22 protein-coding genes and 1 pseudogene are annotated in these 25,595 nt (G+C 68.3%); 14 read left to right on the plus strand and 9 right to left on the minus strand.

Translation table 11 applies throughout. The annotated features are described in order from the left end of the window. The first annotated feature begins 20 nt into the window (after positions 1–20). From ACFWXC_RS00420 to ACFWXC_RS00460, 9 genes and pseudogenes are all read left to right on the plus strand, one after another. Positions 21–335: pseudogene (locus ACFWXC_RS00420) on the plus strand (hypothetical protein). A gap of 289 nt (positions 336–624) precedes the next feature. Further along, entirely contained in the window at positions 625–1,851 is a 1,227-nt protein-coding gene (locus ACFWXC_RS00425) for an ATP-grasp domain-containing protein (protein ID WP_384471556.1), read from the plus strand. Next, on the plus strand, positions 1,848–2,993 hold the full coding sequence (locus ACFWXC_RS00430) for an MFS transporter (protein ID WP_384470624.1): 1,146 nt from the start codon (positions 1,848–1,850) through the stop codon (positions 2,991–2,993). Before ACFWXC_RS00425 ends, ACFWXC_RS00430 begins: the two co-directional genes overlap by 4 nt. Then, the gene (locus ACFWXC_RS00435) at positions 2,990–3,610 is read left to right on the plus strand and encodes an HAD-IA family hydrolase (RefSeq protein WP_384470627.1); all 621 of its coding nucleotides are present in this window, start codon (positions 2,990–2,992) and stop codon (positions 3,608–3,610) included. Before ACFWXC_RS00430 ends, ACFWXC_RS00435 begins: the two co-directional genes overlap by 4 nt. 27 nt (positions 3,611–3,637) lie before the next feature. Further along, positions 3,638–4,507, plus strand: coding sequence for a DUF317 domain-containing protein (locus ACFWXC_RS00440; RefSeq protein ID WP_384470630.1), 870 nt, complete (start codon positions 3,638–3,640; stop codon positions 4,505–4,507). A 30-nt stretch (positions 4,508–4,537) separates the two neighbouring features. Continuing rightward, positions 4,538–5,014, plus strand: a complete 477-nt coding sequence (locus ACFWXC_RS00445; protein WP_384470633.1) for a hypothetical protein — start codon at positions 4,538–4,540, stop codon at positions 5,012–5,014. Between the two features lie 229 nt (positions 5,015–5,243). Continuing rightward, a complete protein-coding gene (locus ACFWXC_RS00450; protein WP_384470636.1) occupies positions 5,244–5,855 on the plus strand; it encodes a DUF317 domain-containing protein in 612 nt (203 codons plus the stop codon). 37 nt (positions 5,856–5,892) lie between these two features. Next, on the plus strand, positions 5,893–6,921 hold the full coding sequence (locus tag ACFWXC_RS00455; protein WP_384470639.1) for a SpaA isopeptide-forming pilin-related protein: 1,029 nt from the start codon (positions 5,893–5,895) through the stop codon (positions 6,919–6,921). Positions 6,922–7,020: 99 nt separating this feature from the next. Further along, positions 7,021–7,749: a hypothetical protein gene (locus tag ACFWXC_RS00460; protein ID WP_384470642.1), complete on the plus strand. Its 729-nt coding sequence runs from the start codon at positions 7,021–7,023 to the stop codon at positions 7,747–7,749. A gap of 435 nt (positions 7,750–8,184) precedes the next feature. On the opposite strand, the gene ACFWXC_RS00465 is transcribed toward ACFWXC_RS00460, so the two are convergent. Then, entirely contained in the window at positions 8,185–8,352 is a 168-nt protein-coding gene (locus ACFWXC_RS00465) for a hypothetical protein (RefSeq protein WP_384470645.1), read from the minus strand. 333 nt (positions 8,353–8,685) lie between these two features. Between ACFWXC_RS00465 and ACFWXC_RS00470 the strand changes: the two genes are divergently transcribed. After that, on the plus strand, positions 8,686–9,468 hold the full coding sequence (locus ACFWXC_RS00470) for an endonuclease domain-containing protein (protein WP_384470648.1): 783 nt from the start codon (positions 8,686–8,688) through the stop codon (positions 9,466–9,468). Positions 9,469–9,549: 81 nt separating this feature from the next. On the opposite strand, the gene ACFWXC_RS00475 is transcribed toward ACFWXC_RS00470, so the two are convergent. The 3 genes from ACFWXC_RS00475 to ACFWXC_RS00485 all read right to left on the minus strand — a co-directional run bounded on the left by ACFWXC_RS00475 (position 9,550) and on the right by ACFWXC_RS00485 (position 12,255). Continuing rightward, positions 9,550–9,981, minus strand: coding sequence for a LexA family protein (locus tag ACFWXC_RS00475; protein WP_384470651.1), 432 nt, complete (start codon positions 9,979–9,981; stop codon positions 9,550–9,552). A 110-nt stretch (positions 9,982–10,091) separates the two neighbouring features. Next, positions 10,092–11,582, minus strand: a complete 1,491-nt coding sequence (locus ACFWXC_RS00480; RefSeq protein ID WP_384470654.1) for an ISL3 family transposase — start codon at positions 11,580–11,582, stop codon at positions 10,092–10,094. Positions 11,583–11,781: 199 nt separating this feature from the next. Continuing rightward, the gene (locus tag ACFWXC_RS00485; RefSeq protein ID WP_384470657.1) at positions 11,782–12,255 is read right to left on the minus strand and encodes a hypothetical protein; all 474 of its coding nucleotides are present in this window, start codon (positions 12,253–12,255) and stop codon (positions 11,782–11,784) included. A gap of 288 nt (positions 12,256–12,543) precedes the next feature. Here ACFWXC_RS00485 and ACFWXC_RS00490 point away from each other — a divergent pair, with 288 nt between their 5' ends. Beyond that, positions 12,544–13,632, plus strand: a complete 1,089-nt coding sequence (locus ACFWXC_RS00490; protein ID WP_384470660.1) for a hypothetical protein — start codon at positions 12,544–12,546, stop codon at positions 13,630–13,632. A gap of 1,514 nt (positions 13,633–15,146) precedes the next feature. On the opposite strand, the gene ACFWXC_RS00495 is transcribed toward ACFWXC_RS00490, so the two are convergent. Beyond that, complete coding sequence (locus ACFWXC_RS00495; protein ID WP_384470663.1) at positions 15,147–16,016, minus strand: SDR family NAD(P)-dependent oxidoreductase; 870 nt, start codon at positions 16,014–16,016, stop codon at positions 15,147–15,149. A 173-nt stretch (positions 16,017–16,189) separates the two neighbouring features. Here ACFWXC_RS00495 and ACFWXC_RS00500 point away from each other — a divergent pair, with 173 nt between their 5' ends. From ACFWXC_RS00500 to ACFWXC_RS00510, 3 genes are all read left to right on the plus strand, one after another. Then, entirely contained in the window at positions 16,190–17,044 is an 855-nt protein-coding gene (locus tag ACFWXC_RS00500) for a helix-turn-helix transcriptional regulator (RefSeq protein WP_384470667.1), read from the plus strand. A gap of 373 nt (positions 17,045–17,417) precedes the next feature. Beyond that, positions 17,418–17,945, plus strand: a complete 528-nt coding sequence (locus ACFWXC_RS00505; protein ID WP_384470670.1) for a hypothetical protein — start codon at positions 17,418–17,420, stop codon at positions 17,943–17,945. A gap of 74 nt (positions 17,946–18,019) precedes the next feature. Then, positions 18,020–19,450, plus strand: a complete 1,431-nt coding sequence (locus ACFWXC_RS00510) for an ISKra4 family transposase (RefSeq protein WP_384470674.1) — start codon at positions 18,020–18,022, stop codon at positions 19,448–19,450. Positions 19,451–19,492: 42 nt separating this feature from the next. On the opposite strand, the gene ACFWXC_RS00515 is transcribed toward ACFWXC_RS00510, so the two are convergent. From ACFWXC_RS00515 to ACFWXC_RS00530, 4 genes are all read right to left on the minus strand, one after another. Continuing rightward, positions 19,493–20,110: a hypothetical protein gene (locus ACFWXC_RS00515; RefSeq protein ID WP_384470677.1), complete on the minus strand. Its 618-nt coding sequence runs from the start codon at positions 20,108–20,110 to the stop codon at positions 19,493–19,495. Between the two features lie 1,221 nt (positions 20,111–21,331). Continuing rightward, the gene (locus ACFWXC_RS00520) at positions 21,332–22,696 is read right to left on the minus strand and encodes a hypothetical protein (RefSeq protein WP_384470680.1); all 1,365 of its coding nucleotides are present in this window, start codon (positions 22,694–22,696) and stop codon (positions 21,332–21,334) included. A 235-nt stretch (positions 22,697–22,931) separates the two neighbouring features. Then, the gene (locus ACFWXC_RS00525) at positions 22,932–24,455 is read right to left on the minus strand and encodes a gamma-glutamyltransferase (RefSeq protein WP_384470683.1); all 1,524 of its coding nucleotides are present in this window, start codon (positions 24,453–24,455) and stop codon (positions 22,932–22,934) included. A 118-nt stretch (positions 24,456–24,573) separates the two neighbouring features. Next, on the minus strand, positions 24,574–25,122 hold the full coding sequence (locus ACFWXC_RS00530; protein ID WP_384470686.1) for a peptidylprolyl isomerase: 549 nt from the start codon (positions 25,120–25,122) through the stop codon (positions 24,574–24,576). Between the last annotated feature and the right edge of the window lie 473 nt (positions 25,123–25,595).

The raw sequence follows: 25,595 nt of genomic DNA on the forward strand, positions 1-25,595 counted from the left end.
CCCTGCTTCGTCCCCAGCCTGTGGAGAACCTCCATGCCCCCACCGTCCTCGGGAGGAACCGCGCCAGCGGTCGCACCATCACCGAGCAGTTCAACGCCTTCGACGCGCACAACCCCCACGTCTACCGCGCTCTGGAAGGCCTCGCCAACCGCCGCTTGGCCGCAGGCGCCGCGCGGGTCAGCCTCAAAGACCTCTGAGAAGACCTGCGCCGCCAACTTCCCTACGGAGTCGCCGGGCTGAACAACAACTTCACCGCCCTCTACGCCCGCCGTCTGATCGACGACCACCCCCACTGCGCCAGCGTGTTCGAACTGCGCCGCCGCCGCGCCGCCTGACAACCCCCTCCTTTCCCTCGCTTCCGCGCCCTCCTCGGCCGGACGAAAAACGCCCGTCGGGCCACCTGGCAGGCCCTCGTCAGCACAGCCACCGCAGTCTGCGGACTGCGCGAGCAGCCTCGGCCCGAGGCCCCACCACACCGGCCGCCGCGCGCCGGCTCCTCGCCGAGCAGCCGTCCTGTGCCGCTGCGGTCCGCCACCTCATGCCCTGCGAAATTCCTCCCTCCCATCCCAAAGGAGCTTGCTCTTGTCCGACCGCCCAGTCGTCCTGGTCGTTGCCGCAGCCGACATGGAGGCCGAGGCGTACCGCGGGTACTGCCTTCAGTCCGTGGCCGCCGCCTATGACGTTGTCCTGATCACCGGCGAAGAACCGTCGTGGGAGGTGCCGTACCTGCGGGACTGCGTGGTCGTGTCCGATCCGAGAGACCAGGCGGAACTGTCCGCGGCCGGCCGGACCCTGGCCGAACGCTACGACCTGGCCGGGGTCTTCACCTGGACCGAGTGGTACCTCGTCCCCGTGGCCCGCCTCGCCCGCCGGCTCGGCCTGCCCACCACCACCCCGGAGGCCATGCAGGCGTGCCGCAACAAGGCCACCTCCCGAGCCCTGTTCGCACGGCACGGCGTGCCGTCGGCTGCTTCGGTGAGCGTGCGCACTCTGGCCGAGGCCGAGGCGGCGGCCCAGCAGATCGGCTATCCGCTCGTGCTGAAGCCCGCCGCGCACGCGGCCAGTATCGGCGTGATCCGCGCCGACACCCCCGGACAGCTCACCGCTGCCTTCGCGTTCGCGGACCAGGCGGCCGGGCTCGGGCGGGAGTCCACCAGCGTCCTCGTGGAGGAGTATCTCGACGGGCCCGAGGTGTCGGTCGAGTGCGTCACCTACCGCGGCGAGACCACCGTGGTCGCGGTCACCCGCAAGACGGTCAGCGCTCCGCCGTTCTTCGAGGAACTGGCCCACTGCGTGGACGCCGCCGACCCTCTGCTCGACGTGGTGACTCCCGTGGCCCGGGCCGCGATCCGCGCTCTGGGGATCACCGACGGCGTCTGCCATGCCGAGATGCGGCTGGTCGACGGCCGGCCGCGGCTGGTCGAGGTCAACGGCCGGATCGCCGGCGACATGATCGGCCACCTCGTCCGGCTCGCCACGGGCATCGACCTGCCGCGCGCCGCCGCCGACATCGCCTGCGGCCGGGCACCCGACCTCACCCCGACCAAGTCCTCGGCCGCCGCGATCCTGCTGCTCTACCCGGACACCTCCGGCACCCTGCTCCGCCTCGGCCTCGAAGGCGTCAACCCGGACTGGGTGGACCGCGTGCACTTCCAGCACCAGGCCGGCGACCAACTGCTTCTCCCGGCCGACGGCGGCAACATGTGGACCGCGCGGATCGGCTACCTGATCACCACCGCACCCACCGCGGACCTCGCACAGGCCCGCGCCGAGGAAACCGCCCGCCGCATCCAGGTCCACGTCGAGCCCCGCCCGGCCGACGAACCTGTCGCCGCTGGGCGCCCCGCATGAGCCGCACCGGCGTTTCCCTCCGGCGCAGCCGTGCCCTGCTGACCAGCTACTTCCTCGGCCTGGGCATGGTGATGGCTGTCTGGGGCGCCCGGATGCCGGCCGTCCAGCACGCTGCCCACCTCACCACCGGCAGCCTCTCCCTCGTCCTGCTCGCCGCCGCTCTCGGCATGGTCGCCGGACTGCAGGTCGGCGGCCGGCTCGCCCGGCCCGAACGCCTCCCCGCGCTCCTGATCGGCGGAGCGGTCGCACTGGCGGCAGCACTCGCCCTGCTGGGGCAATGCCGGACGCTGGCCTCGCTGCTCGCAGCGGCGCTGGCCTTCGGCGCCGCACACGGTGTCCTGGACGTCGCCGCCAACACCGGGGCGGTCCGCTGCCAGAACGCCTACGGCAAGCCCATCATGTCGTCCCTGCACGCCGCGTACTCGATCGGCGCGCTGGGCGGCGCAGCCCTGGCCGCCGCCACCGCCGGCACAGCCCACAGCACTCTGTTCCTTGTGGTCGGCACCGCACTGACGGCGAGCGCGCTCGTGGCCGGGCCGCGCACCCTCACACTGAGCGGCGCGGAACCCAAGATCTATGCCTCCCAGGGGGCCGACCGGGACCGGGCGCCGGGGAGGGTATGGCTGCTGGGTGCGATGGCGGCCGCCAGCCTGTTGGGGGAGGGAGCGGCAGCCGACTGGGCGGCCGTGCACGTGCACGCCCTGCACGCCGGTACGGCCCTCGCCGCGAGCGCCTTCGCCCTCTACAGCACCGGCATGGCGATCGGCCGGCTGACCGGTGACCGGCTCACGACCCGCTTCGGCGCCCCCGCCGTGGTCCGCGCCGGCGCGATGCTCGCCACAGCCGGACTGGCCACCGGCGTCCTGGCCGACAGCGTGGCCGCGGCGCTGGCCGGCTGGGCAGTCTTCGGGCTCGGCTTGTCCGGCACCGTCCCCTCCCTGATCACCGCCGCCGGGAGCCACGGCCCGAGGGCCGTCGCCACGGTGTCCGTCACCGGCTACCTCGGCCTGCTCGCCGGCCCCGCCCTCATCGGCGCCCTCGCCAGCACCACCACCCTGCCCACAGCACTGCTGCTGCCCGCCCTCCTCGCAGCCACCCTCGCCGCCCTCGCCCGTCGCACCCTGGAGAACACCCCCCTTTGACCCACCCCACCAGCCCCGACGCCGTCATCCTCGATTACAACGGCGTCATCGGACTGCAGCCCACCCGCGCCCACTGGCTCCGACTGGCCCGCACCGCCTCCTGGCCCGAAGACGATCTCGCAGGCTTCCAACGCGCCTTCTGGAACGCCCGCGACCTCTACGACGCCGGCCAGCTCAGCGACCTGGCGTACTGGGCGCGCGTCCTCGGCGCCCACCCAGGCGCCCGCCTGCTGCGCGAACTCCTTGCCACGGACACCGCCATGTGGACCGAGACCGACGAGAGCGTCCTGGCCGTCCTCCGCCGCGTCCACGCCACCCGACTGCGCATGGTGCTGCTGTCCAACGCTCCCGCCCATCTCAGTACGGTGCTCGACACCCACGGGTGGCGACGCATGATGACCCAGGCGCTGTACTCAGCCCGACTTGAGGTGTGCAAGCCCGACCCGGCCGCCTACCAAAGCGCCCTGCGGGCCACCGGAGCTCGCGATCCACGACGCGTTCTGCTCGTGGACGACCGCGCCGACAACTGCCATGCCGCCGCCCGATTGGGCCTTCGGACACTGCACTACACCGGCTCCAGCAATGCCCTCCTGGAAGCCCTGGTACTCGCTGCCTGACCCGCCGCCTTCACCACTCAGGAATCTGTGAACCCTCCCGACGACCTGCACACGATTGACGGAGACGTCTTCGTTTCTCCGCGCTACCTCGCCAGCAGCACCTTTACCGGCGACCCAGCCCTCGGCCCGCTCCTCGACCTCGGCTGGGACCTCCATCACGACGACCTCGGCAACGCCTACGTCACCGCCCCCGACCGCAAGGTCCACCTGGGCTACCTCCCCGAGGGCGAGGACGACGGGCTCTGGCGCATCAACGCCTACCGCGATCCGTTCGGGCCGCCCAACTGGGGCGTCTGCTTCAACGACCGTGTCCCCACGGAGTTCGTCCAGGCATTCACCGCTGCCCTCGCCACGGCGTACCAGCAGGGGCCGGACGCCTACCTCACCCGGCCGGTTTCCGGAACGGACGACCACGACCCTTTCCTCGCCGTCGTCCCGCTCCTGAAACAGGGCTGGGAGATCGAGCGCCCGCGCTGGGGAGTCTTCGCCGTCCAGGCCCCGGACGGACTCGCCGGCCTGGAGTTCACCACCGGCGACCTCGATCCGGAAGCCGAACTGACAACCCGAGACGCCCGTTGGCAGCTGTGGGCGGGCAAATCCATCGACCGGGCCGCCTGGTACGCCACCGCCAGCACCGACACTCCCGTCGCTCTGCTCACCGCCGTCACCCAGTGCGTCGCCGCCCCGGCTCCGCTGCCCCGGTGGCGCGAGGAGACCCTCAGCTACATCAAGGGCATGGCCCAACTCACGCCCATCCTCCCGCCCGGACCGCCGACCCCCACTCCGCTCGACGTGCAGCGGGCCGTCGGCATCCGCCGCCCGGCCGCGCTTCCCGCGTCCAGCGTCCCGCGCTGGAGCACCACCAGCCGGCCGTCCCTGCCCGGCCCGCGCCGATAGCACGCTCCCGATCCCGACTGGAGATCCTTCTTGTCCCTGCAGGCTCCTGAGTTCTTCGCCGAGCTGTTCCTCCCCTTCCACGACCACACCGTCGTGGGCACCTCCTACTACGCCACCCCGACCCCGGGCACACCCCTGCGGCTGCGGATCGACTTCAGCCGCACCATCTACGCAGACACCTACGGCGGCCTGCGCCTGGCGGTCGTCCACCCGGACCGCGGCGAGATCGACACGGTGGCACTCAGCTTCGCCGACCACGGCACCTTCCAGCGCCGCGACGAGGCCCACAGCACCCCCTGGAACAGCTCCAAGTACGGCACATTCGACAAGTACCACCGCGCCGGACAACCGCCGTGGGAAGGCGCCGTGTTCACCGGGCTGCGCGACGCCATCGAGCAGTACACCGCCGTCTGGTTCCCCGGCGCCTGGACCGCGTCCGCGACCAGCCGCATCGCGCACACGGCTCCCGCCGTGCCGGTCACCCGCAGCGGCACCCGCGCCCGCTGAGCCGCGCCCACACCTCCAGCCCCGGCATTCCGCACTCTTCAGCAGGAGTCCTGCCCGTGACGACCCACCCCGTGGAGAACCTCGACCCTGCCCAGACCGTGAGGTCCTTCCCCGCCACCTCGCCGGGCCCGGCGCCGTTGACCCACGCGCCGCATGGGCCTTCCCCTATGACGAGGGCTGGCCGTTCGCCCAGACCGACGACGACAAGGCCGCCGCGTTCAGCCCGTGCTTGCGACTGCAGACCACCTACGACCCCCAGCCCGACGAGCGCGGCAAGGGCACATGGACCATCAGCGCACACCGCGTCCCCTTCACCGAGCCGACCTGGCGGATCACCTTCGACGCCACCACCCCCGTCGAGCTGCTCCACGACGTCCACACCGAATTGCTCGACCTCTACCTCGAAGACCGGCACAGCGATCAAGACCGGCTGTTCCAGGACGAGACGGCGCCACACGAGGCGTACGCACCGCTGCTCACCCGCGGCTGGAGCCACGCCGTCAAGACCGACGGCACACAGACCTTCCTCACCCCGGAAGGACTAGGCGGCGTACGCCATCGCTACGCGAACAGCGGCTCCACCAGACCGGCCTGGCGGGCCTGGGGCGGATACCCCAGCGAGCCGCACTGGGCGGCACGCTTCTCGTTCGGCACGCCCACCACGCTGGTCGCGGCCTTCACCGCCTCGCTGATCTCCACCGTGCCGTTGCACCGCGCCGTGAAGGACGTTCCCGTCCACACGCGCCGCGCCCTCTATGTCGCCACCACGACGGCCAAGCAGTCTGGCAGCACACCTGTCGCCCCGCCGCCTCCTGCCCCGGTCTCTGGCCGGAGCCGATGACCTTCCCCGCCCACTTGTCCAAGGAGTCCCTTTCCTCGTGCACGCGCGTCTCGTCCGATCCGCCGCTGCCGTCGCCGTCGCGGTGATCGGTACCTTCACCTGGGCGCCAGCCGCGAGCGCCCAGCCCTCCGAACCGGCCCCCTCGGCGTCTGCCGCTGCCGCCGAGACACCGGCCCTGGACGCGGGCAGCGTCGAGATCACCACGAAGGACACAGCCGGGGACGTCCTCGCCGGCGCCGTGTTCCTGCTGCTCGACTCCGCCGGCCAGGAAGCCGGACGCGGGACGACTGACGCACAGGGAAAGCTGACGTTTCCCGACCTTGCTCCGGGCGTCTACCGGCTCAAGGAGACGGCCACCGGCAGTCCGCTCCACGAGGTCGTCGCCGACCAGGACGTCATCGTCACCCCGGCCGCGGCCACACGGCTGGCTATCATCGACCCGTTCAAGGCCGCCAAGGTTCTGCTGAAGGCCAAGGACGACAAGACCGGCAAGCTCCTGCCCGGCGCGACCGTGAACATCGGCACCGGCACCTCGACGCTGCTCACCCTGACCACCGGCGCCAACGGCATTGCCTCCGCAGAACTGCCCGTGTCGAGCCGTAAGACTCAGTTCTGGGTCACGGAGATCAAGTCCCCAGCCGGATACGGCATCTACAAGGCGACCAAGACGTTCACCGCTGGCCCCGGCGCTCCGGTGACTGTGACCGTCACCAACGCCAAGACCGTGCCTGACCCGAAGCCCGACCCCTCGGACAAGCCGACGCACAACCCCAGCAGCGCCCCGTCCACCCACGCGGAGAAGCCGGGCGGCGGGACCGGAAGGGCTACGCCCTCCCCGCAGGGCAAAGGCACACCGGATGCCGACTCCTCGTCCACCGCCGTGGCCCCGGCCGACGACTCCACGCTGAAGGCACCGGCAGGCTCCCTCGCCCACACCGGGGCCGACGCCACACCGTGGCTGATCGGCGGCGCGGGGGTGTTGATCGCCGCCGGTGGAGGCGCTCTCGCCGTAGCCCGCCGCCAGCGCGCGGACGAGTCCGTCGACGAGGGCTCCACCGTGCGCTGACCTCACCCCTCCCACCACGCAGAGCCCCCGGATTCCACACGGTGGAGCCCGGGGGCTTTGTCCTCGGCGAACGCGCGGATGCGTCGTTAGGCTGCCGCAGTGATCGAGCCTTCCTCGCTGCCCGGCGATCGCTCCGAGCTGCACCTGCGCATCTCCTACGACGACGAACTCTGGGACACCCCACAGGCCGACACGTTGGAGCGATGGAACGTGGCTGTACTCCACCGCCGACGTACTCACGGCAGAGGTCAGGGGACTGCGGCTCCCGGTGGCTGCGTCACCCCGGACTGCCGCTCGTGCACAGTCGAGGACGCTGTCGTCGGGTCAATGACGTTCTTCCGGGTGCACCTCGACCGAGGCCGGAACGCCTACTGGGCCACGGGGGAGGAGTCCGAGGAGCTGTGCGAGATGGCCCAGGTCTTCCTCGATCCAGAGACAGGATCGTTCACGGAGGAGGTTAGCGCGGTGCTGGAGTATGTCGGCTCAGCGCTGCTCGTCATGGACCGAGTGACGCTGGATCCCCCGTGGCGCGGGCACGGTCTGGCGGCCGTACTTGGCTGCGAGGTGATCCACCGGCTCATGGACGGCTGCCGGGCCATCGCCTGTTCACCTGGCATTACCGACCTCAGCAGCCAGCGCCTGACGGACAGGTCCGAGTGGGACCGCGTGAACGCCAAGATCATCCAAGGTTGGGAGAGCCTGGGCTTCCGCCTGTACCGCGACAACGTCTATCTCCTTTCGCCCAGCTCGCAGTATCTGGAGGACCAGCGCGGCGTGCTTCGGAGACGGCTCGCGGAACTCGGCGCCTCCTGGAAGAGAGCACCCTGACCCGAAACCGCCGACTCCTCGCCGACGACCACCCCACACCCTCCGCGCGATCCGGCGGAAGAGTCGTCTGTGCGAACCAGTTGGAGGCTGCGAACAATGAACGCCACCCGTCGGGCGAGACCGTGCCCGACGTTAGACGGTGGTGACGATCCAGCCAGACGGGACCTGCACCCGACCGCACCATCCGGATCGGCCCGGGCCCGCGAACAATCGGTTGAGCGGTGCTGCAATGACCAACCCGTTGCGGCACTCACGCGGCCGTACGAGATTCGGGGCAGCACAGCTGCCCCGGCAGCCAGGTCCCTGTCGGCCCGCGCGGCGTCGACCTCCGGCAGGTAGGGCCAGTAGGGGAGTTGCTGCACCCAGCCGGGGGCGGGACTGGACGGATCGAGCAGTACGCGGGTTCCCAGGTTCGGGAGGATGGGTCGGTGCCGGTCACGAGGCCCGTCCGAAGATGGCTGCCGGGTCGATAACGCCGGCGCCGAACTTCTCGCGGACTCGGTCGACAGCCGCTTCAGCCACCAGGCGCGCTTCACGGGTGTCATCGAGGCTGATCTGTCTGATGGCCTGACCTGCGCGCACCGGGGTTATCCACAGGCCCACACGAGACGGTCTGCCGCGTCGTACGGTGCCTTCCCAACGAGTACGGGGGTGTGCGATGGCGTTCAGGGTGGACCTGGCCGTGCAGGTTGAGGATGCGCTCGAAGAGCTGCCCGCTGCGGGGCATCGCGACGTCATGGAGGTGATCGCGGCCGCCCTGACCAGGCGGGTGTCGTGGCCGGCGCCCGGCGGCTGGGACGGTGCGGTGCAGCAGGGTCGGCGCGCGTGGGTGGCGTACACGGCGTATGGGGACGGCATCGAGGTGTGGAGGTGGGCTGGACCGGATGACGGTCTCCGGCGGTCCCGTTGTCAGTGCCGTCCGGCACGATGCCGCTCATGCCGACCCTGGATGACCTGCCCCCGTACCGCCGGGCGAAGTTGCTTTGGGAGTACGCCCACTTCGGCGAAGCCGGAGTTGATGACATGGTGCGGGAGCGGGCCGGGGAGCCGTGCACCCTGTCGGGCGTATCCAAGCCTGCCTCGCCTCGGGTCGCCGTGCTCGGTGGTGACGACCGGTACCACCTCATGAGCGACGGCCAGATGGTTTGCGGCAAGAGGCATGCCAAGCAGGGCTGGCACCGACAGAACTGCTCTTGGACGGAGACAGACGGAGTGCTGTCCTACGGCTACCGCACGGGCGGTACGTACGACTCGATCGTGCTGGAGTGGTTCGTACAGGCCGGAGCCGAGAGCGTTCCCCTGTCGTCGGTCATGCCGGAACAGCGGTGCCCGGGAGATGACACCTATAGCGCCATGCACATGTGGCCTCCGCCCCCGGCGAAGACCGCCCCGGTCCGGAGGATGCGCGCGGCCCTGGTCAAAGCTCTCGGGCCGGACTGCCACCTGTGCGGCGCCCTGCCCGGGGCGATGGTCGATCACGACTACTCCACGGGCATGGTGCGCGGTCTCCTGTGCAAACTGTGCAATCGGACCGTCGAGGAGTGTCCGCATGTCGACGGCTGCCCGAAGGCCGAGTACATGGACCACCCGCCGGCCGCGCACCTGGCGCTGCCGTATCCGCCGTTCCTGGCGTACAAGCCGACGGAGTCGGCGAGGCGGCAGAAGATCGAGTTGCTCGGGTTCGATCCGCTCGCCCCGTGGCGGCCCGCCTGCTCCTGAGTCGCCGCGGCAACCATCGCGACCGGGCCAGGCCCGGCACACAGGTGGTTTCGGAGGTCTATCGCCGGGCGCACGGGGGCCTCACCAGCGCAGGGCGATTCCTCGGCTGCGGCTGCGTCCGATGAGCCCAGCCTGCTCCAGCCTGGTGAGCTGGTAAGCCACCGATGCTGTGCTGGACAGCCCCACGGCCTCGCCGATCTGCCGCTGCGTGGGCGCCTCGCCGTGTTCGGCCACCCAGCCCCTGATCCACGCCAGGATCCGCCGCTGCCGGTCCGTGAGGCGCCCCTCGGCCGCCTTCATCTCCCGGACCCGTCGGCGCAGGTCGTCTCGCGCTGAGGGGCTCTTGCCGTCCTCCGTCTCCCAGAAGGAGTGAACGGCGACCCGGGCTTCCAGGGTCCGCAGTCGGTTCAGCAACTCGGGCGGCTTGACTGGCCGGCGCGCAAGCACGGCTCGGACGTGGCTCCACTCGCGCATGGCCTGGAGCAGGTCGAGCGGGAACGTCGTGTCGTCCATAGCCCGGATTCAATCATGTGTTCGAATTCTGGGGCCAGGATGCGGATGCTCGTGTGACGCTCAGCTGTGACTGAGTGCGCCAGTTGGTTGTGGCCGCGTTTCCGTGATGCCTACGGCTGGAGGAGGATTCGTGCTCTGAGCAGGGTGAAGGAGGCGCGGCCGTACATCTGGCGCTTGATCGTTTTGATTCTGTTGACGTGGCCTTCGACGATGCCGGAGCTGTAGGGCAGGGTGAGGCCGGCGGTCACGGCCTTGAGGTCCTGGCGGATGGAGTCGGCGAAGACGCCGATGGCATCTGGTCCGCTCAGCTCGGCCTTTTGGATCCAGCTCCGGAGTTGGTGTCCGCGGCGGTGGCGGAGCATGTCTGTGAACTCTCGTGCGAGGTCGCAGACCGAGACGATCTCCGGGCAGGCGTTGCGCGCGGCTTCCAGTTGCGCTGCGTCGGAGGGGCTGAGGGTCCCCTGGGGGCGCATGATCCATGAGGTGATGGTGCGGGGGCTGGGGGGGGGCGCAGTCCGGGCAGGGACCGCGATGCCCTTGCGGGTGGTCATCACGTAGCGGTTCACAACGTGATACCCGCCGGTGTAGCCGAGGGCGAGCAACTCGCGATAGATCTGCATCGAGCTGGTGCAGCCAGCCTTGAAACGATGCTGCACGTGGTCAATGTACGGGTCGAGAACACCGTGGCCGCGATCTTGCGCTGAGGCGAAGAGGTCATCAAGGTCTTTGTTCCGGTAGCGCCGCACTGTTTTGCGGTCCAGACGCAGGCGGCGGCCGATGGCGCTCAGGGACATGCCGGTGGCGACCAGTTCGTTGACTTCCCGGTGGCGTGGGCTGTCGCAGGCAGTCACGATGTCCGCGACAGATCTTCTCCACGGCTGTCGAGAGGTTCTGGAGGAGGTTCCAGCGATCTGCCACCTCCAGTGCGTCGGGGACTGCCTGGCTGATGCCTTGGTGAAGGCCATCAGTCGGTCACGGCAGACGATCTCGGCGCCGGGTTGCTCGCTGAGCCAGGCGGCGACTGTGCTGGTCTCGCGATCAGGCAGCACGTCCACCGGCCTGGAGGTCTCGATGTCGACGAGGACCGTTCCGTAGGTCCGTCCTCGGCGGAACGCGAACTCGTCGATACCGAGTATCCGCGGCGCCCGGTCCGGCACGGCTGGTGCCGTCAGCTGTTCCAGGAGGGCAGTCCGCCGACCGTGGAGTCGTAGCTTCGCGCAGAGGCGCTGGCCAGGACGACCACCGAGCTCTACCGCGACCGCCTTCAAGGCAGACCGTAGCGCGGCCGAACAGCGGCGTCGTGGCTCGGTCAGGCCCTCTGCCTGTTCCGCGAATGTACGACGCCTGCACTGGCGTTGATCACAGAAGAACCGACGCACACTGAGGCGCACGATCATCGTGTGTCTGCCGACGGGCGACCCAGCAATGCGACGCCAATACCGGCTGTGAACCCGAGTGGCAGGACGCTCGCACTGAGGGCACCTTCCAGGCGGTCCGCACCCCGCTGCGTCGATGATTAAATCGTCATCGACGGCCACGACCTGCCGCACCGTGAGGTGCAGGCCGGGGAAGAGGACATCCTCAAGCGTTTCCGTCTTCATGACGGGGGGATCCTCTGGCGGAACGGTCCTGCAATCCGGTGGTCACTGCCAGCCGGCCGCCCTGATCACGGGTGCGGCCATATCAGTGACGGAGCCTGCACCGATATCGCCGATGAAGTCATTGGCTCCCTGCCGTAGTCGTCATGGAAGCGCGGGAACAACCGAACCGAGTCCTGTAGTTGGCTAGTCGGGCGGGGGCTTACCGGTGTGGGGCATTGAGACTTGCACGCATGGCGGCCTGGAGGTCCTTGCGGGCTTGGTGAAACCGTTCCAGTCCTTCGAGGTACTCCGACGACGACAGGGAGAGTCCGGGGTGCGTGTCGAGCAAGTCGCGCCATTGCCGAAGCATTTTGTACGCCTGGTCGGACTTCTCTTGAACCGCCGGCGGGGCTTGTAGGGCGATCCTGTACCGCTGCGTCAGTACCGAGGCGTCGCGAAAGGCGTCCAGAGCCGCCTGGTATCGCGCCGCCGTATCGCTCTCCCTCAGGATGATCACGCGCAAGATGGACGAGCTGTCGTTCAGAGAGGCAAGGTAGGTGCTGTAGAGATCCCGAAGGGTGTCGTGCATGCGGTTCGCTTGCTCGCGACGGGATCGTGCGTGGTCAGCGATCAAGGTCGAGCCGATCCCTAATACGGCGCCGACGGCAGTGCTGAGCAGTGTCCCCCAGTCCATGAGCGGCACCGTAGTTCGATCAGCTCGCCAGGGAAACGGGACAAATGCAGGCATGGACCTTCCCGACGACGTACAGCCTGCCCGCGCATTGGAGGTCGCCATCACGGAAGCGCGGTCAGAACCAACTGGGCTGCTCAGTCACATCAGCGTTAGTTGGCCAGGCGCATCGATGGTTGGCCACTCGGTCCGGCGTTGGAAGATCTACTTTCCGGCCGGGCAGCTCACCCACCCTTGGGGGGCACATGGCACTGGATAAGTCGAAAGTCACCGGACTGCGACGGTTACCTTGTGCCCATGTCATCGCTGTTTGAGGACCTCCCCCTGACGGGTGAACCAAGCGACACACCGCAGCAAGAAGCGGCTGTCACGACAGGACGCCGGTACGTGCCGCCGGGACGTCCGTCCGGGCCTCCTCAGCTGGACTTCCCGCCCGTCCGTAACGGCATCGACTACCTCGCAAGCGTCGTCGAGCACCTGGACGAGAACGAATCGGCCGTCGAACCCCGAGACCTCAAGTACGCCGTGCTGCACCTGCAAGCCGCAGTCGAGGTGCTGCTCAAGGCCCGCCTGCTGCGTGAACACTGGAGCCTGGTGTTCAAGGACCCTGGCAAGGCGACGAGGGCGGACTTCGAGAGCGGGGACTTCGAGAGCTGCGGGACCGACGCCGCGGTCGAGCGCCTCCGTGACATCGCGGGGATTGCCATCGACCGCAAGGAGACCGAGGCGCTCAAGGACCTAGCGAAGGACCGCAACGCCCTGCAGCACTACGGCCTAACGCACAACGCCCACGCCGTCGAGGCTCGCGCCGGCCGGGTGCTCGACTTCCTCATGCGCTTCCTTGACACCCAGCTTCTGCCGCTGCTCCAGGGCCCGGAGCGCGACCGGGCCCAACGGGACATGATCCCGGTGGACGCGGGAGTGAAGAACATCAGCTCCTACGTCAGGCGACGCCTCAACCGGCTGCGTGGGGAACTGGCCGGGCTGACGACCCAGACCATCATGTGCCCCTCCTGCGAGCAGATGACCCTCGTTGTCACCCCCCAGAACGGGGAGTGTCGCTTCTGCGGCCAGTCCTGGGACTCGGCCGAGCTCCTGGCCTTCTCCTACGTCGGCTGCTCAGACGGTTTGTTGGCTCGGGTCTATCCCTGTCCCCAGTGCGACAACAGCGCTTTTGTCGAGAGCGTCCGGTTCGTGGACAGCCTCAAGGGGTCCGACACCCTGTACTGCTTCGGCTGTGCTGTCCGCTACGAAGCCCAGGATCTCTCGCTTTGCACCAGTTGTAGTCGCCCGTGGCCCACCGAGGCAGATGACGACGGCTCGGTCGCGACCCTCTGCCCAGACTGCTGGGAGCAGGTCGCACAGGAAGACGTCGGATGATCGCGTCTTGGAGCGTGCGTCGTCCTTGCTCGGTCGCCGCGTACCGCCCACGTAAAGGAACCGGACACACGACGATATTGGTCGCTAAGCGGCGGAACATCGGGCATCCGGAGGGCGCGCAGTTGGTGGGTCATCCGGACTTCCGATGGCAGGCCCCGGCCGACGGCCGGAAGGCCCCGGCTGGAGCCCCGCAGCCACAGTGTGGCGTGGGCGCCACTCGCCGGTGATCCGGTCCTGATGATCCACGGCTACGCGGACGGTATAGAGCTGGGCAACGTCGACCCGGCGGACGGTCCCCGTCCGCGACCACCCCTCACCTGCCTGCCGACCCGGCAGCCGACGATGTCGCCGCGGCCAGATCCCTCGACCCGCGCGAGCACTGGCCTGAGCGCGCCCGGAAGCACTACGCCCACCTTGTCGCCCCGCGTGACGCGTCTAGGTTCTGGGACCTGTATGGCCAACTATCTCTGAGCGAAATGGCCAACTGTTTTTGAGCGCAGCCCGGTCACCAGCGGTCTCGCCACCGTCTCTGGCCAACTATCGCTGAAGGTCACACCTCGCGTGCGAACCGCGCTGTGACTGAGCGCTTCGCTTGGCCCCTGAGCGAGACAATTGACCCACTGGGCAGTGTAGTTGGCCGCGTCGCCAACGGCCGTGGCCGGTGCACACTGCACACGGGCCGGGATAGTGGTCTACCGACTCACCGATCACCGCGACGAACGGGCGGCGGCGGTACCAGGTGGCATCCATCCTGCCGCAGGCTGCGTGTCGGCGTTTCTGGGACGGTTGCGCCGTCGGCAGTGATGGTCCAGGTTGAGCTGTTCGGCGACCTGGCCACGCCAGCTAGGTCGGTCGTTTGGATGGCCACACATGTTCCACCGTCGCTGCACCCCGTGCCCCTCGACAGTGCGGAGCCAGAGGCCGACCGTTCCGCTTCACCTTAAAATGGATGATATGTACCTGCCGCCGTAGGTGCTGCACGCCACGGAAAAGTTCAAGCCAGTGAGGATTTTCATCGGCGCGCACCACCCGGGTCGCACTCGTGTCCGCGTCCAGGGCCAGCGAGAGCTGACTGCGCTGATCCCGCACCGCCCGAGCATAAGCTGCAGCGCACCTGCTGCCGACCAGCACACATCCGCAAGATGGGGGTCCCGCGCTCGGTCCAGACGGTGTCCGTGCACACCCCACATCAGGCCGGTCACGAACAGCCGCCACATCTGCGTTCGCGGTAGCCGCTGCCGGATACGCCATCTGGCTACGACGACTACGAGCGGCCCGGCGTCGTGGCCAAGAGTTGCCCCGCACGGTTGGGGCTTCCGGAAGGTCTGAAGGGTGTAGCTCCTTTGGAGGGATGGGCCGAGCTGGGACGTCGGTGTCTGGCGCATCGCCCGTGCCCGATGCGGCTGCCCCTCGTCGGAGCGCCGCGGGTAGGCGTGCCGGCCAGGCCGAAGATCGGCCGAGCGGTCCTCGGTGATCAGCGGCGGGACAACCGGAACCGCCGGAAGGATCACACCTCACATGTGAACTCGCGGCTCGGTGCCGGTGAGAGTGGCGGTTGCCTGCCAGAGCCTCTTGGCGACGGCCGGGTCCAGGCCGGCCCGGCTGGGCTTGCGGATCAGTGGGTAGCCCGTGAAGCTGAACAACCCGTCCGGACCGACGTAGGCGTTGCCGGGGACGTCTTGTGTGGCTGCGTACATGAGTGGCAGCGCTCCGTGTTCGACGTCCTGGACCAGGAACGGGAGCCGGTTGACGAATCCCAGTGGCGAGTGCGTGACCAGTCCGGTCCGCGCGACGCCAGGGTGAGCGATGACCGAGCGGACATGGCTGCCCGAGGCGGTCAAACGGCGCTGCAATTCCAGCGAGAACAGCACAACGGCGAGCTTGGACGACTCGTAGACGGCCAGCCCGTTGTACTTGCGGGTGCGCCAGTCGAGGTCGTCGAGGTCCAGCTTGCCGAATCGGTGCAGTTGGCTGGAGACCGTCACCACGCGGTCGGTCAGCCGGGGCAGCAGCAGGTTGGTGAGCACGAACGGCCCGAAATAGTTCGTGGCGGTCTGTACGTCCAGGCCCTGCGCGGTGCGCGCCGCCGGGATGTCCATCACCCCGGCGTTGTTGATCAGAACATCGATGTCGCCGGTGTACGACGTCGCAAACGCACGTACCGAGTCCAGGTCGGCGACATCGAGTTGCCGGACATCGAAATCTCCACGCATACCGGCCACTGCCTGGCGCGCCTTGTCGACGTTGCGCACGGCCAGCACCACGTGGGCGCCGACCCGTGCGAGTTCGCGAGCGGTCACCAGCCCGATCCCCCCGCCGGCACCGGTGATCACCACCGTCGCGCCGGCCATGCTCGGCAGCCGGTCCGCGGTCCATTTGGCCATGGTGAAATCCTCCAGAGACTCTTTCATCTGATTCCTGACGTCGTCCAGTGAAGAGGGCCCGTGCCGACGGATGAAGGACCTGCTCAACCACTGAATGGCAGGGCGTGGCTAACCGTGTTGACCTGCCGGACAATGAGGCGGCCAGGTATGCGACATCCGAGTTGGGGAGCCCGATGATGGACACGGCGGTGGATGGCGAGGGTCTGGCCGATTTCCTGCGCGGACGCCGGGAGTCCCTGCAACCCGAGGACGTCGGGTTGCGCCGCGGCGCACGACGGCGGGCGACCGGGCTGCGCCGGGAGGAGGTCGCCGAGCTGTGCGACATGTCGGCCGACTATCTGGCCCGGCTGGAACGCGGTAGTGGTTCCCAGCCGTCGCAGCAGATGGCAGCGGCCATCGCCCGGGGCCTGCGCCTGACCCCCGACGAACGTGACCATCTGTTCCTGCTGTGCGGGCACCGCCTCCAGACACGGCGACTACGCGAGGCGCACATCAGTCCCGGGCTGCTGCGTGTCATGGACCGGCTTCAGGACACACCGGCGCAGATCGTGGGCACGGTCGGTGAAACGCTGCAGCAAACGCCGCCCGCCGTGGCGCTGCTCGGCGACGAGACGCGTCACACCGGCCCGGCGCGCAGCGCCCTCTACCGGTGGTTCACCGACCCCACCGCCCGCCATCGGTACCTGCCCGACGACCACCACCTGCACAGCCGCGTCTACGTCGCCATCCTGCGCGCCAGTGCCACCGCGCAGGGGCCCGGATCGCCGGCCGCCTCGCTCGTGGCCGACCTGCAACACAACGAGGAATTCGCCGAGCTGTGGAACCGCCACGAAGTGGGACTGCGGTGGAGCAACGCCAAACGCTTCGTCCACCCCGAGGTCGGACGCATCGACCTGTACTGCCAGACACTGCTCGACCCCGACCAGGGGCAGTCCCTGCTCATCTTCACCGCCACACCTGGCACGGAGAGCCACGACAAGCTTGCCCTGCTGACCGTGCTCGGCGCCGACACGTTCGCAGGCTCCTGACGCACGAGCGGCATTCTCGGTGCCGAGCGCATGTGGGTGTAGCTCCTCTCAAGGTACGACCTCACCGGCACCGAGCCGCGAGTTCACATGTGAGGTGTGATCCTTCCGGCGGTTCCGGTTGTCCCGCCGCTGATCACCGAGGACCGCTCGGCCGATCTTCGGCCTGGTCGGCACGCCTACCCGCGGCGCTCCGACGAGGGGCAGCCGCATCGGGCACGGGCGATGCGCCAGACACCGACGTCCCAGCTCGGCCCGTCCCTCCAAAGGAGCTGGGTGCGGATCCTTTCGAGGGATAGCTGAGCTGGGAAGATGCTGATTGACGTGTGGGCGGTGTCGTCGTACTTCTACCGTGGCGAGGTGGAGGTGGGGCGCGATGGTGTCGTTGCCGGAAGAACTCCAGGCGCGGGAGGCCGCGGCTCGACAGCGGGTGGAAGAACTCCAGCCCGAGGCTGCGGAGTTGGCTGTCCGGCTGGAGAGGGCCCGGGCTGATCTGTCGCGGTTGGAGATCACGCGGGAGACCGTGATGGAGGTGCTGGCGGACTTGTCGGCTGCGGACGTGGCGCCGGAGGTGGAGGCGCACGATACGCCGGAACCCAGGGAAACGCCAGCTCCTCACGGTATCGGGGTGATGGCGGTGCCGCCGTGGCGGAAGGGCCTGGTCGCTGGGGTGCTGCCGGACGTGTACCGGGACATCGTGGAGATCGTCGCTGATGCTCCGGGTCCATTGCAGGCCAAGCAGATCGTGCCGCGGATCGGGCTGGAGGCCACCACGGCGAAGATCGAAGGGACGCGGGGGAAGCTGAAGCGTCTGGTGGAGCGGGGCTGGCTGGACGAGGACACGCCGGGACGGTTCACCCTCGCCCGCCATGACGGGGACGCCGGCCACGTCAACTCCCGGTGACCAAGGGGCTCTTCTCCGTAGATTCGAAGGTGCCAACCGAACGAACCGCAAGAAGAGCCGAAGAAGAGCCCCAGATGGAACCCTATGACGCCTTACTCGAGCCTGAAGGGTATGCCGCCTCCCGTGATGCTTTCGAACGCCTCGTCTCGACGCTGGCCGACGCCCCAGCGCGGAATATGGCCCATGACGAGCTGGAGGGCCTGCTCGAACAGCAAGGACGCGAACCGCTGCGGCAGTTGATGCAGGATCACCTCGACCTGCGTGCGAGGACGGAAGAAACGGCGGCCCGCATCGGCGTGGAACGGCCGGTGGTGCGCGGGCCGGAAGGACGGCCTCGGACCTGGCGGGAGAGCAACCATCCCCGCAGGCTGACCTGCGTGTTCGGGCCGGTACGGGTGAACAGGATCGCCTACCGCGGCCGGGGCGTGTCCAACGTGCACCCGGCCGACGAAGCGTTGTCGCTGCCCGCCGGCCAGCACTCCCGCGGCCTGGTCCGGCTCGCGGTCCTGGAAGCCGTGAGAGGCTCCTTCGACCAGGCCCAGGCCGCGATCGAGCGACGATGCGGAAGAGTGCTGGGCAAGCGCCGCCTCGGCGTGGTGATGCGCCCCGAAGCCCTGCGCGAGGCCACCCGTCGGGCCGCAGCCAAGACCGCGGCGGCCGGACGGCGCGGACGCCTGGCTCCCGGGGAGAAACCCAACCGCAAGCGCATGGCAACGGTGGCCTGCGTCTTCGACACCGCACCCGCCCCGCGCCGGCCGCACGACATCGTGCATCCGCCCGGCGGCCGCAGCGAGAGCCGGACGCCGAGGCCGGGTCCGAAAGCGGAGCGCAAATGGTGCACCGCCTCGGTGATCCGTCCTTCGGAGCAGGTCATCACCGACGCCTTCGACCAGGCCCAGGCCCGCGACCCGCAGCATCTGCGGGACTGGATCGTGCTCGTCGACGGCGCCCGCCACCAACTCGACCTGATCCAGGACGAAGCCTCCCGCCGCGGCATCCGCCTGCACGTCCTGCTCGACTTCGTCCATGTCGCCGAGTACTGCTGGACGGCCGCGCACGCCTTCCACCCTCCCGGCAGCCGGGAGGCCGAGACCTGGGCCGCGGACAAACTCACCGCGATCCTCGCCGGACACGCCGACCGCGCCGCCACCGAGATGACCGCCCAGGCCGCAGCCGAACAGCTTCCCGCCACCCGCCACGAGGCCGTCACCACCTGCCACCGCTACCTCACCGGCCACCTCGACCAACTCCACTACGACACCGCCCTCGCAGCCGGCTGGCCCATCGCCACCGGCGCCGTCGAAGGCGCCTGCCGCCATCTGATCGCCGTCCGCCTCGACATCACCGGCGCCCGCTGGGGACTCGACGGCGCCGAAGCCGTCCTCCGACTCCGCGCACTGATAACGAACGGCGACTTCGAGGACTACTGGATCTTCCACACGGCCCGCGAACATCAACGCCTCTCCCCCAGCCCCGACCAGCAGAACTACAGCCTCACCGCCTGATCACGGCGGTCGTTCGAAACGAACTGCACTCCGCCGCCGACCTTACTTGGGGCGACGGCGGCCGAGAGCGCGCGCGAGTTCGCCGACCGGCGCCAGCATGTGTCCGCCATCGCCCGCGCACCACCACACAACCTCGCGATCACGCTCCGAGGCGTGGACGCCGAGGTCATGCCCGGGGCACACCGGCCAGACCTGCCAGGTCCATTCGAGCAGGCTCTCCTGGATCAGGATCGCCAGGCCGGTCAATGCCATGACCGGGTCGTCGCACATGTTCGGCAGGATGGGGCCGTCCCAGTTGAGCCGTTCGCCGTCGGCAAGACGGACACCGGCTCCCACCGGGAACCAGTCCTCCAGGATCTCGATCTCCGGTTCGCCTTCGATCCCACGCGTGGGCAGGTCGCGGGCCACGACTCGCAGTGCGGCGCGCAACGCCTCCAAACGTTCGGGGGCGAGGTCGAAGCCGGGGTCGAAGCCCACATCGTCCAGGATGCGCCGGGCCAGGACGGTCATCTCCGCCTGCGGCACCTCGGCCGGGTTCCGCTCGACGACCTCCAGGACGGCGTCGGTGTGATGGAACCAGTCGAGCAGTTCGCAGGCGAGAGCGACGACGTCCTGTGGGTCAAGGCTGTCCTCGCGCACGCCGAGGTAGACCCTTCGCATCAACTGTTCAGTATCCGCTTCGTACTCAGCCATGGCGTCTCTCACCGGCCCAGTATCCCGACGAAGCACGGTTCCCCGCCGCATGGTTTTCCAGCATGACGTCTGACCCACTCACCAGCGGAACTATGACCCCACAACTTGATCGCGGCCGTCACTTGAAAGGAACCGCACCCAGGTCTGAAATGGCCCCGACCTTCGGAGCAGGCAGGTCAAGGAGTATGTCGGAGCCAGTTGCAGTCGTCGCGGCCACGCAACCGGCAGCGGCTTGTGCTCATCCGGATGTGCTGGCGGGGGAAGGAGTTAGGGCTCGGTTGTCATACCCCGACCATACTGGCCATGCGCCCCCTTGTGAGGCTGTACGCCGATCAATGCGCATCTGCCGCCAGCAATGATGGTGGGCAAGTCTCTTGGCACATGAAAGGGCCCTCGGCGCGCGTTTCTGGCTTCCCAACCTGAGGCGCATCAAGGGCCCAATTCCCAGGCGAACCTGAGAGGAGAAGTACATGCCAGTACCTCAATGTGTGACTGCCCCAGGCGATGAGCCGCTACACGGTGCGCAGCAGTGGCATGTAGTCGTGGTCACTGTGACGATCACAGTGGTCGTGCTTGTATGCGCGGGTGTGAGCCCTGAGTGGCTTTCCGGGGTTGCCGCCCTGGTCAGCGTATTGACAGGTCCATTCAGCACCGCTAGCACCAGGAGTGAAAGGGCACACTATGGCGGGCTGGCTTAGCGCGAAAAGTCCCACTCGCCGAGCTGCCTCGTTCTGGACGTGACGGCGGCCCCCTTCAACCCTCGGAGTGAGGGCGTCTCCTGAGCGTCTCAGGTGGCCAGCGTGGCCACCTGAGACGCTCAGTCGACCACAGGAGTGCGACAGTTTGGGAGTGGAGCAAGTTAACTTGCGACTTCACGCGGAGTGGCGATCGGCTCACAATGAGTTATAGGCGGTGAGCGTAGGTGGCCTGTCCGGCTGACTACGACGCATCACACCAGCGAAGGAGGTCCGTCGAGGTGCGCGCGGACAGCGTCAATGAATGCTTCGATCTCGTCCCGTGCGTGCTGGTAGGACTCGAAGAAGTCGGACAGTATGGCCTCGGGTGGATCGGTCCCGTCGAGTAGCCGGGCCAGACGAGCCACCTCCGCGATGGGCTGAAGTCCACTCTCCCTCAACTCTCTCCACACCGGAACTTCCCTGCAGCTCCAGCAGGCCAGGCCGGTGAGCGTCATAGCCAGGTATGGCCCTCGTCGCGGAAGACGGGCCACGGCCGGTCTGAGGTGTCTGGGGACAGCAACAGGTGCCGGATTCCTGCTGCCCAGCAGTCCTGGTCCAGCAGTTCGATCAGGTAGCGGTCCATTTCTGAGCGCCTCAGCTGCAGTGTCCGGGACAGCTTGGCGGTGAGTCCGTTGGGAATGCGCCATTCGGCCCGGCTGTGCATCTCCATGAGGACCTCGCCAGCTACGAGGTCCTCGGTTCCCGGTGGGCGCACCCACTGCGCTGGGATGTCCCGGGTGGTCAGGTCTGCGGCTAGGGAAGGGCCCGAGGTCTCCACCGCGAAGGTCATCACGTCGCCGATCAGGCGTGCTGCGGCAATGGGGTGTAGGGGGTAGACGCCCCATGGGACGCGCAGCGGGTCGCGTGAGACGCTGTCCAGACTCGTGGCGTGCATGTTCAAGTCGGGCTGGTCCCCGATGCGTGCGCGGCGGCGTGCGGCGTTCCATTGACGGGCCAGCCGTTGTCCGAACTCTTCCGTCGTCCACCCCTGGCCGACCACGCCGTGCAGGTCGACGGCGATCAGGGCACGGCTGCCGGGCATCTTGGCGGCGAAGATCCCGTCTTTGGCGGCGCGTTGGGTCGCGGTCTGCAGTAGCTCCATGTGCGTCAGCAGCGGAGTGTCGATGTCATGGAGCCGCTCGCGGGGGTTGTCCCCGGGCAAGGCGGATCCGGTGCGGATGGCCTCGTACGCGGTCGCGATCCGCTGCTCCTGGACAGCGTTGCGGTACCTGGCGTTGGTCTTGATCTCATAGGTATGGGGTCCGTCGTCCTGCCAGACGGTGATGTCGCCGATCCGCAGGCAGTAGGTCAGGTCGTGCATGAGTGCGAACTGGCCGTTGTCGCGCCAGTGGCTCTCTACGGTCTCCAGCTCTGTCTTCAGGCCAGCCTTGCCCGCCATGATTCCGGGCGGCGCGTTTCGGCACAGGGCCAGGATGTACCGGCGGTCGTGGTTGAAGGCCCTCCAGGCCAGCGCGTCGCCGATCGAGCGGAACTGCCGCGCCACCCGCTCGCACAGCTCGCGCTCGAGGATCCACGTCTTGATGTCGGACGCGTCCAGCCCTGACTGCGGTTCGGGCGCACCGACTTGCGGCGCCTTGCCGGCGCGCATGCGTTTGACCGCCTGGCTGAGGGCGTTGCGGTGGTCCTCCACTTCGAGGATGTGTCGCAGCAGGTCCTGTTGCAGTTCGTAGCCGTCCTGCGGGCTGCGGCAGGCCCGTACGCGCTCGATCAACGGCACCAGGTGTGCCTGCGCGGCCTGGTGTCGGGGATGCGTGATCACCTCTTCGGGCTCGAAGCCCGGATCGAACAGCTTCACCTGCACAGTGTCGTCCCATCATGACCCTCAACGGGACAGCTTTTCCCGCGGTCCGGTACAGCAAGCTGCCGTGACTGGCCAGCACCTGGGCCAGAGCACCGGCTTGCGGTGATGACCGCGTTGCTGTGCTTGTCAAGTCACGCATCGGTTCGCCATTTCGAGTGCTCAGTCACAGGAACAGCGGGCTCTCTCCGGCTTCGCCTTCGGCCTGGGCCGCGGCCTGCTGGTCGGGCGATTAGGGGTGTGCTGGGGGCAGGTCGTAGCGGCTGACGGCCAGGTACGTTTCCGGCGTCGCCGCTTCGAGGAGACTCTCGTCGCCTTCCAGATCGAGTACCGGTTCCTGGGGACGGCGCAGCAGGTCACTCCAGTTGCTTGTGGCGCCCCGTTCGTAGGCGTCGCGGAGCAGGGGACGCAGCCGTGGGCGGGCTTCCTCCTGCTGTTCGCGGAAGATGCGCCGTTGGGTGAGGCGCTGTTCTTCCTGAGCTTCGTCGCTGAGTTCCAGGTCGGCGGCCGGCTGGTCCTCGGCGCGTAGTCCTGGGGTGCGCCGGGCGATGGCTAGGTCTTCCTCGTGGAGGCGCTCGCAGGCGGCGAACAGCTTCCGGGACATGCCGAGGTGGACCTCAGTGCCGGGGATGCGGCAACTCAGAAAGTCGTCGAGGCCCATGGAGCGGATTCCGGCCCGCAGGGTGTGCTGCTCGACGTCGGGCGCTGCTTCCCCGCGGGCGTCGGCCCGCATGGCGAAAGTGAGGCCATCGTCTTCCAGGGGCGTGGTCAGCCCGGAACGCCGGTGACGGGAAGCGCGGTCGGCGGGAACGGGCACGGTGCGCACCTGCGAGGCGGGAGCCGAGCGCAGCGCCAGGTAGGCGAGCATCTGGGCACGGGCCGCGCCGATGAGCGCGTCGTCGCTGTCGCCGAGGTGGTCTTCCAGGTTGCCCGGGCCGGCCGCGTCGTCGGTGCCGGACCCGGCAGGGGGGAGGGGCGGTAGGCCAGGGTGCAGGTCGTGGTCGACGGTGAGAAAGAGATCGTCCCCAGGCCGTACAGACGCCCCGACCAGGACGGTGCGGTGCGCGTGCGCACCGAGGACCTTGCTGCCGGCCGCCAGCTGCGCCCACCCTTTGCGGAGCGTGCCGAGACCAACGTCGCCGCCCTTGGCCTCGACCAGCCAGTACAGCTCCTCCGCCTCGTGGCGCCCCCACAGGTCGGGCAGCATCTTCTTCGGATCCTTGAACGTGTTGCGCAGGGCGGGAATGGGGCCGCCGAGTTCGAGGTGCTCGGTCTGGCCGAGGCCCAGCAACGAGCGGCAGGCCCACTCGGTCATCGTCATGCCCAGCCGGTAGCCGGCGGCATTCTTCGCGCTGCGCTCGGTGCCGTGCGCGTACACCGGGTTCCAGGTCAGGCGCCGGCCCTTGGCGCCCGGTACGGGATGGCGCGGCTCGACGGGGTGCGCGCCGAGGTAGGCGTACAGCGGGGAGACCCGGGCGACGAGTTCCCCGTGTGCGTAGCGCGGCTGGTTCTGCAGGTGCGGGGTGACGTCGCGGCCGACCTCGGTCGCAGCCTTGATGATCTCCCGCCACGTAGTAGTCGGGGCGTACCAACCGTCGGCCGTCGGGAACCCGTCCGATCCTGCCCACGCTTTGTGCTTGGCAGTCCGCCACTGCCTCCGAGGCTTATTCGCCGGCCCGTTTCGGAATAGGACCGGTATGTCGAAGCTGTCCAGGTAGGTCAGCGGCGGCCCGTCGGGAACGTGTGCGGGGATCATGCGCATCACTCTGGCACGGACCCAGACCGCCCCGGCGCCGGGTTTTGCGCGTCCGCGGAGCCGCAGCGGGAGCGGGCTCGTTTGACCACGGGGAAAGTGGGGGGCGGCATCCCAATGCTCAGATGTCGATGTACGGTTCGCCTTCGAAGGGGGAACGGTTGGTCCTGATGGAGTGAACGACGACTTCCATGGTGGGGCGGCCGTCCTGGTCTGTCGGGACGTGGGCGATGGCGTCAACGACGTCCTGTCCTTGCAGTACCTCGCCGATGATCGTGTGCAGTCCGTCGAGGTCCGGCGCCGGCCGGGTAGTGATGAAGAACTGTGAGCCGATGGCATCTGGTTCGGTGGCGGTCAACGCCAGCATGTAAGGCCGCTCGAACGTCAGATCCGGATGGAACTCATTCGGGCGCGAGAATCCTGGCCCGCTGGTCCCATCACCCATCCGGTCCCCCCCTTGGATCATGAGTCCGTCGATCACGCGGTAGATGATCGTCTCGTGGTAGATCGAGCCGATGCCGATGCTGCCAGTCCGTGGGTCTACCCACCTCCCGGTTCCCGATGCGAGAGCGTAGAACTGGATGACAGGCTCCCTTACTTCTTCCAGGAACAGCTTCACGAGGATCTGCCCCAGCGACGTGCTAATCGTCGCGGTGAACTCTTGCTGCATGTGATCCGTCCTGTGCTGCGGCTTACAGATGAAAGGGCTTCATCACATCGAAGCAGGGCATTTACCCTCGTCAGCTTAAAGACACGGCACCTGCTGGCAGAGATGGAGCAGCCGATCTCGGCGGTCCGCAAGGCTGGGCTGCTGGGCCTGGACACTGATCGTTGCGCCACCGGGGTGACCGCATTGTTGGGGGTTTCTGCGCCGCCACAGGCTGGCTCTCGATTTGCGAGCATGGGGGCATGTCCGTGGGCACGGACAGTGGCGGGAGCCCCGCGCCCTCGGCTTCCCGCCACCATCGGTCTGGCCGGGCCTTCGAGTGCCCGGTGTCCGCCATGCTGTTCTGTGTGCGGCCGACGGAGTGGTGACCAGTCAGGGTCGGCAGCGCGATCGATCTGTGCCGCCTGGCAGTGCGTGTGCGATGCAGTTGCCAGCGCCACTCTGCATGGTGGTTGCGGTCTCGCATCCGATCCTGG

Origin of the sequence: Streptomyces sp. NPDC058683, assembly GCF_042716195.1 — a bacterium.
Classification (GTDB): domain Bacteria; phylum Actinomycetota; class Actinomycetes; order Streptomycetales; family Streptomycetaceae; genus Streptomyces.

Excerpts from the sequence above, each read along its gene's own strand:
- ACFWXC_RS00425 (WP_384471556.1), top strand. The coding sequence starts at position 625 with ATGGAGGCCGAGGCGTACCGCGGGTACTGCCTTCAGTCCGTGGCCGCC.
- ACFWXC_RS00430 (WP_384470624.1), top strand. The coding sequence starts at position 1,848 with ATGAGCCGCACCGGCGTTTCCCTCCGGCGCAGCCGTGCCCTGCTGACC.
- ACFWXC_RS00470 (WP_384470648.1), top strand. The coding sequence starts at position 8,686 with ATGCCGACCCTGGATGACCTGCCCCCGTACCGCCGGGCGAAGTTGCTT.
- ACFWXC_RS00475 (WP_384470651.1), bottom strand. The coding sequence starts at position 9,981 with ATGGACGACACGACGTTCCCGCTCGACCTGCTCCAGGCCATGCGCGAG.
- ACFWXC_RS00480 (WP_384470654.1), bottom strand. The coding sequence starts at position 11,582 with ATGAAGACGGAAACGCTTGAGGATGTCCTCTTCCCCGGCCTGCACCTC.
- ACFWXC_RS00485 (WP_384470657.1), bottom strand. The coding sequence starts at position 12,255 with ATGGACTGGGGGACACTGCTCAGCACTGCCGTCGGCGCCGTATTAGGG.
- ACFWXC_RS00495 (WP_384470663.1), bottom strand. The coding sequence starts at position 16,016 with ATGGCCAAATGGACCGCGGACCGGCTGCCGAGCATGGCCGGCGCGACG.
- ACFWXC_RS00500 (WP_384470667.1), top strand. The coding sequence starts at position 16,190 with ATGATGGACACGGCGGTGGATGGCGAGGGTCTGGCCGATTTCCTGCGC.
- ACFWXC_RS00505 (WP_384470670.1), top strand. The coding sequence starts at position 17,418 with ATGGTGTCGTTGCCGGAAGAACTCCAGGCGCGGGAGGCCGCGGCTCGA.
- ACFWXC_RS00510 (WP_384470674.1), top strand. The coding sequence starts at position 18,020 with ATGGAACCCTATGACGCCTTACTCGAGCCTGAAGGGTATGCCGCCTCC.
- ACFWXC_RS00515 (WP_384470677.1), bottom strand. The coding sequence starts at position 20,110 with ATGCGAAGGGTCTACCTCGGCGTGCGCGAGGACAGCCTTGACCCACAG.
- ACFWXC_RS00525 (WP_384470683.1), bottom strand. The coding sequence starts at position 24,455 with ATGATCCCCGCACACGTTCCCGACGGGCCGCCGCTGACCTACCTGGAC.
- ACFWXC_RS00530 (WP_384470686.1), bottom strand. The coding sequence starts at position 25,122 with ATGCAGCAAGAGTTCACCGCGACGATTAGCACGTCGCTGGGGCAGATC.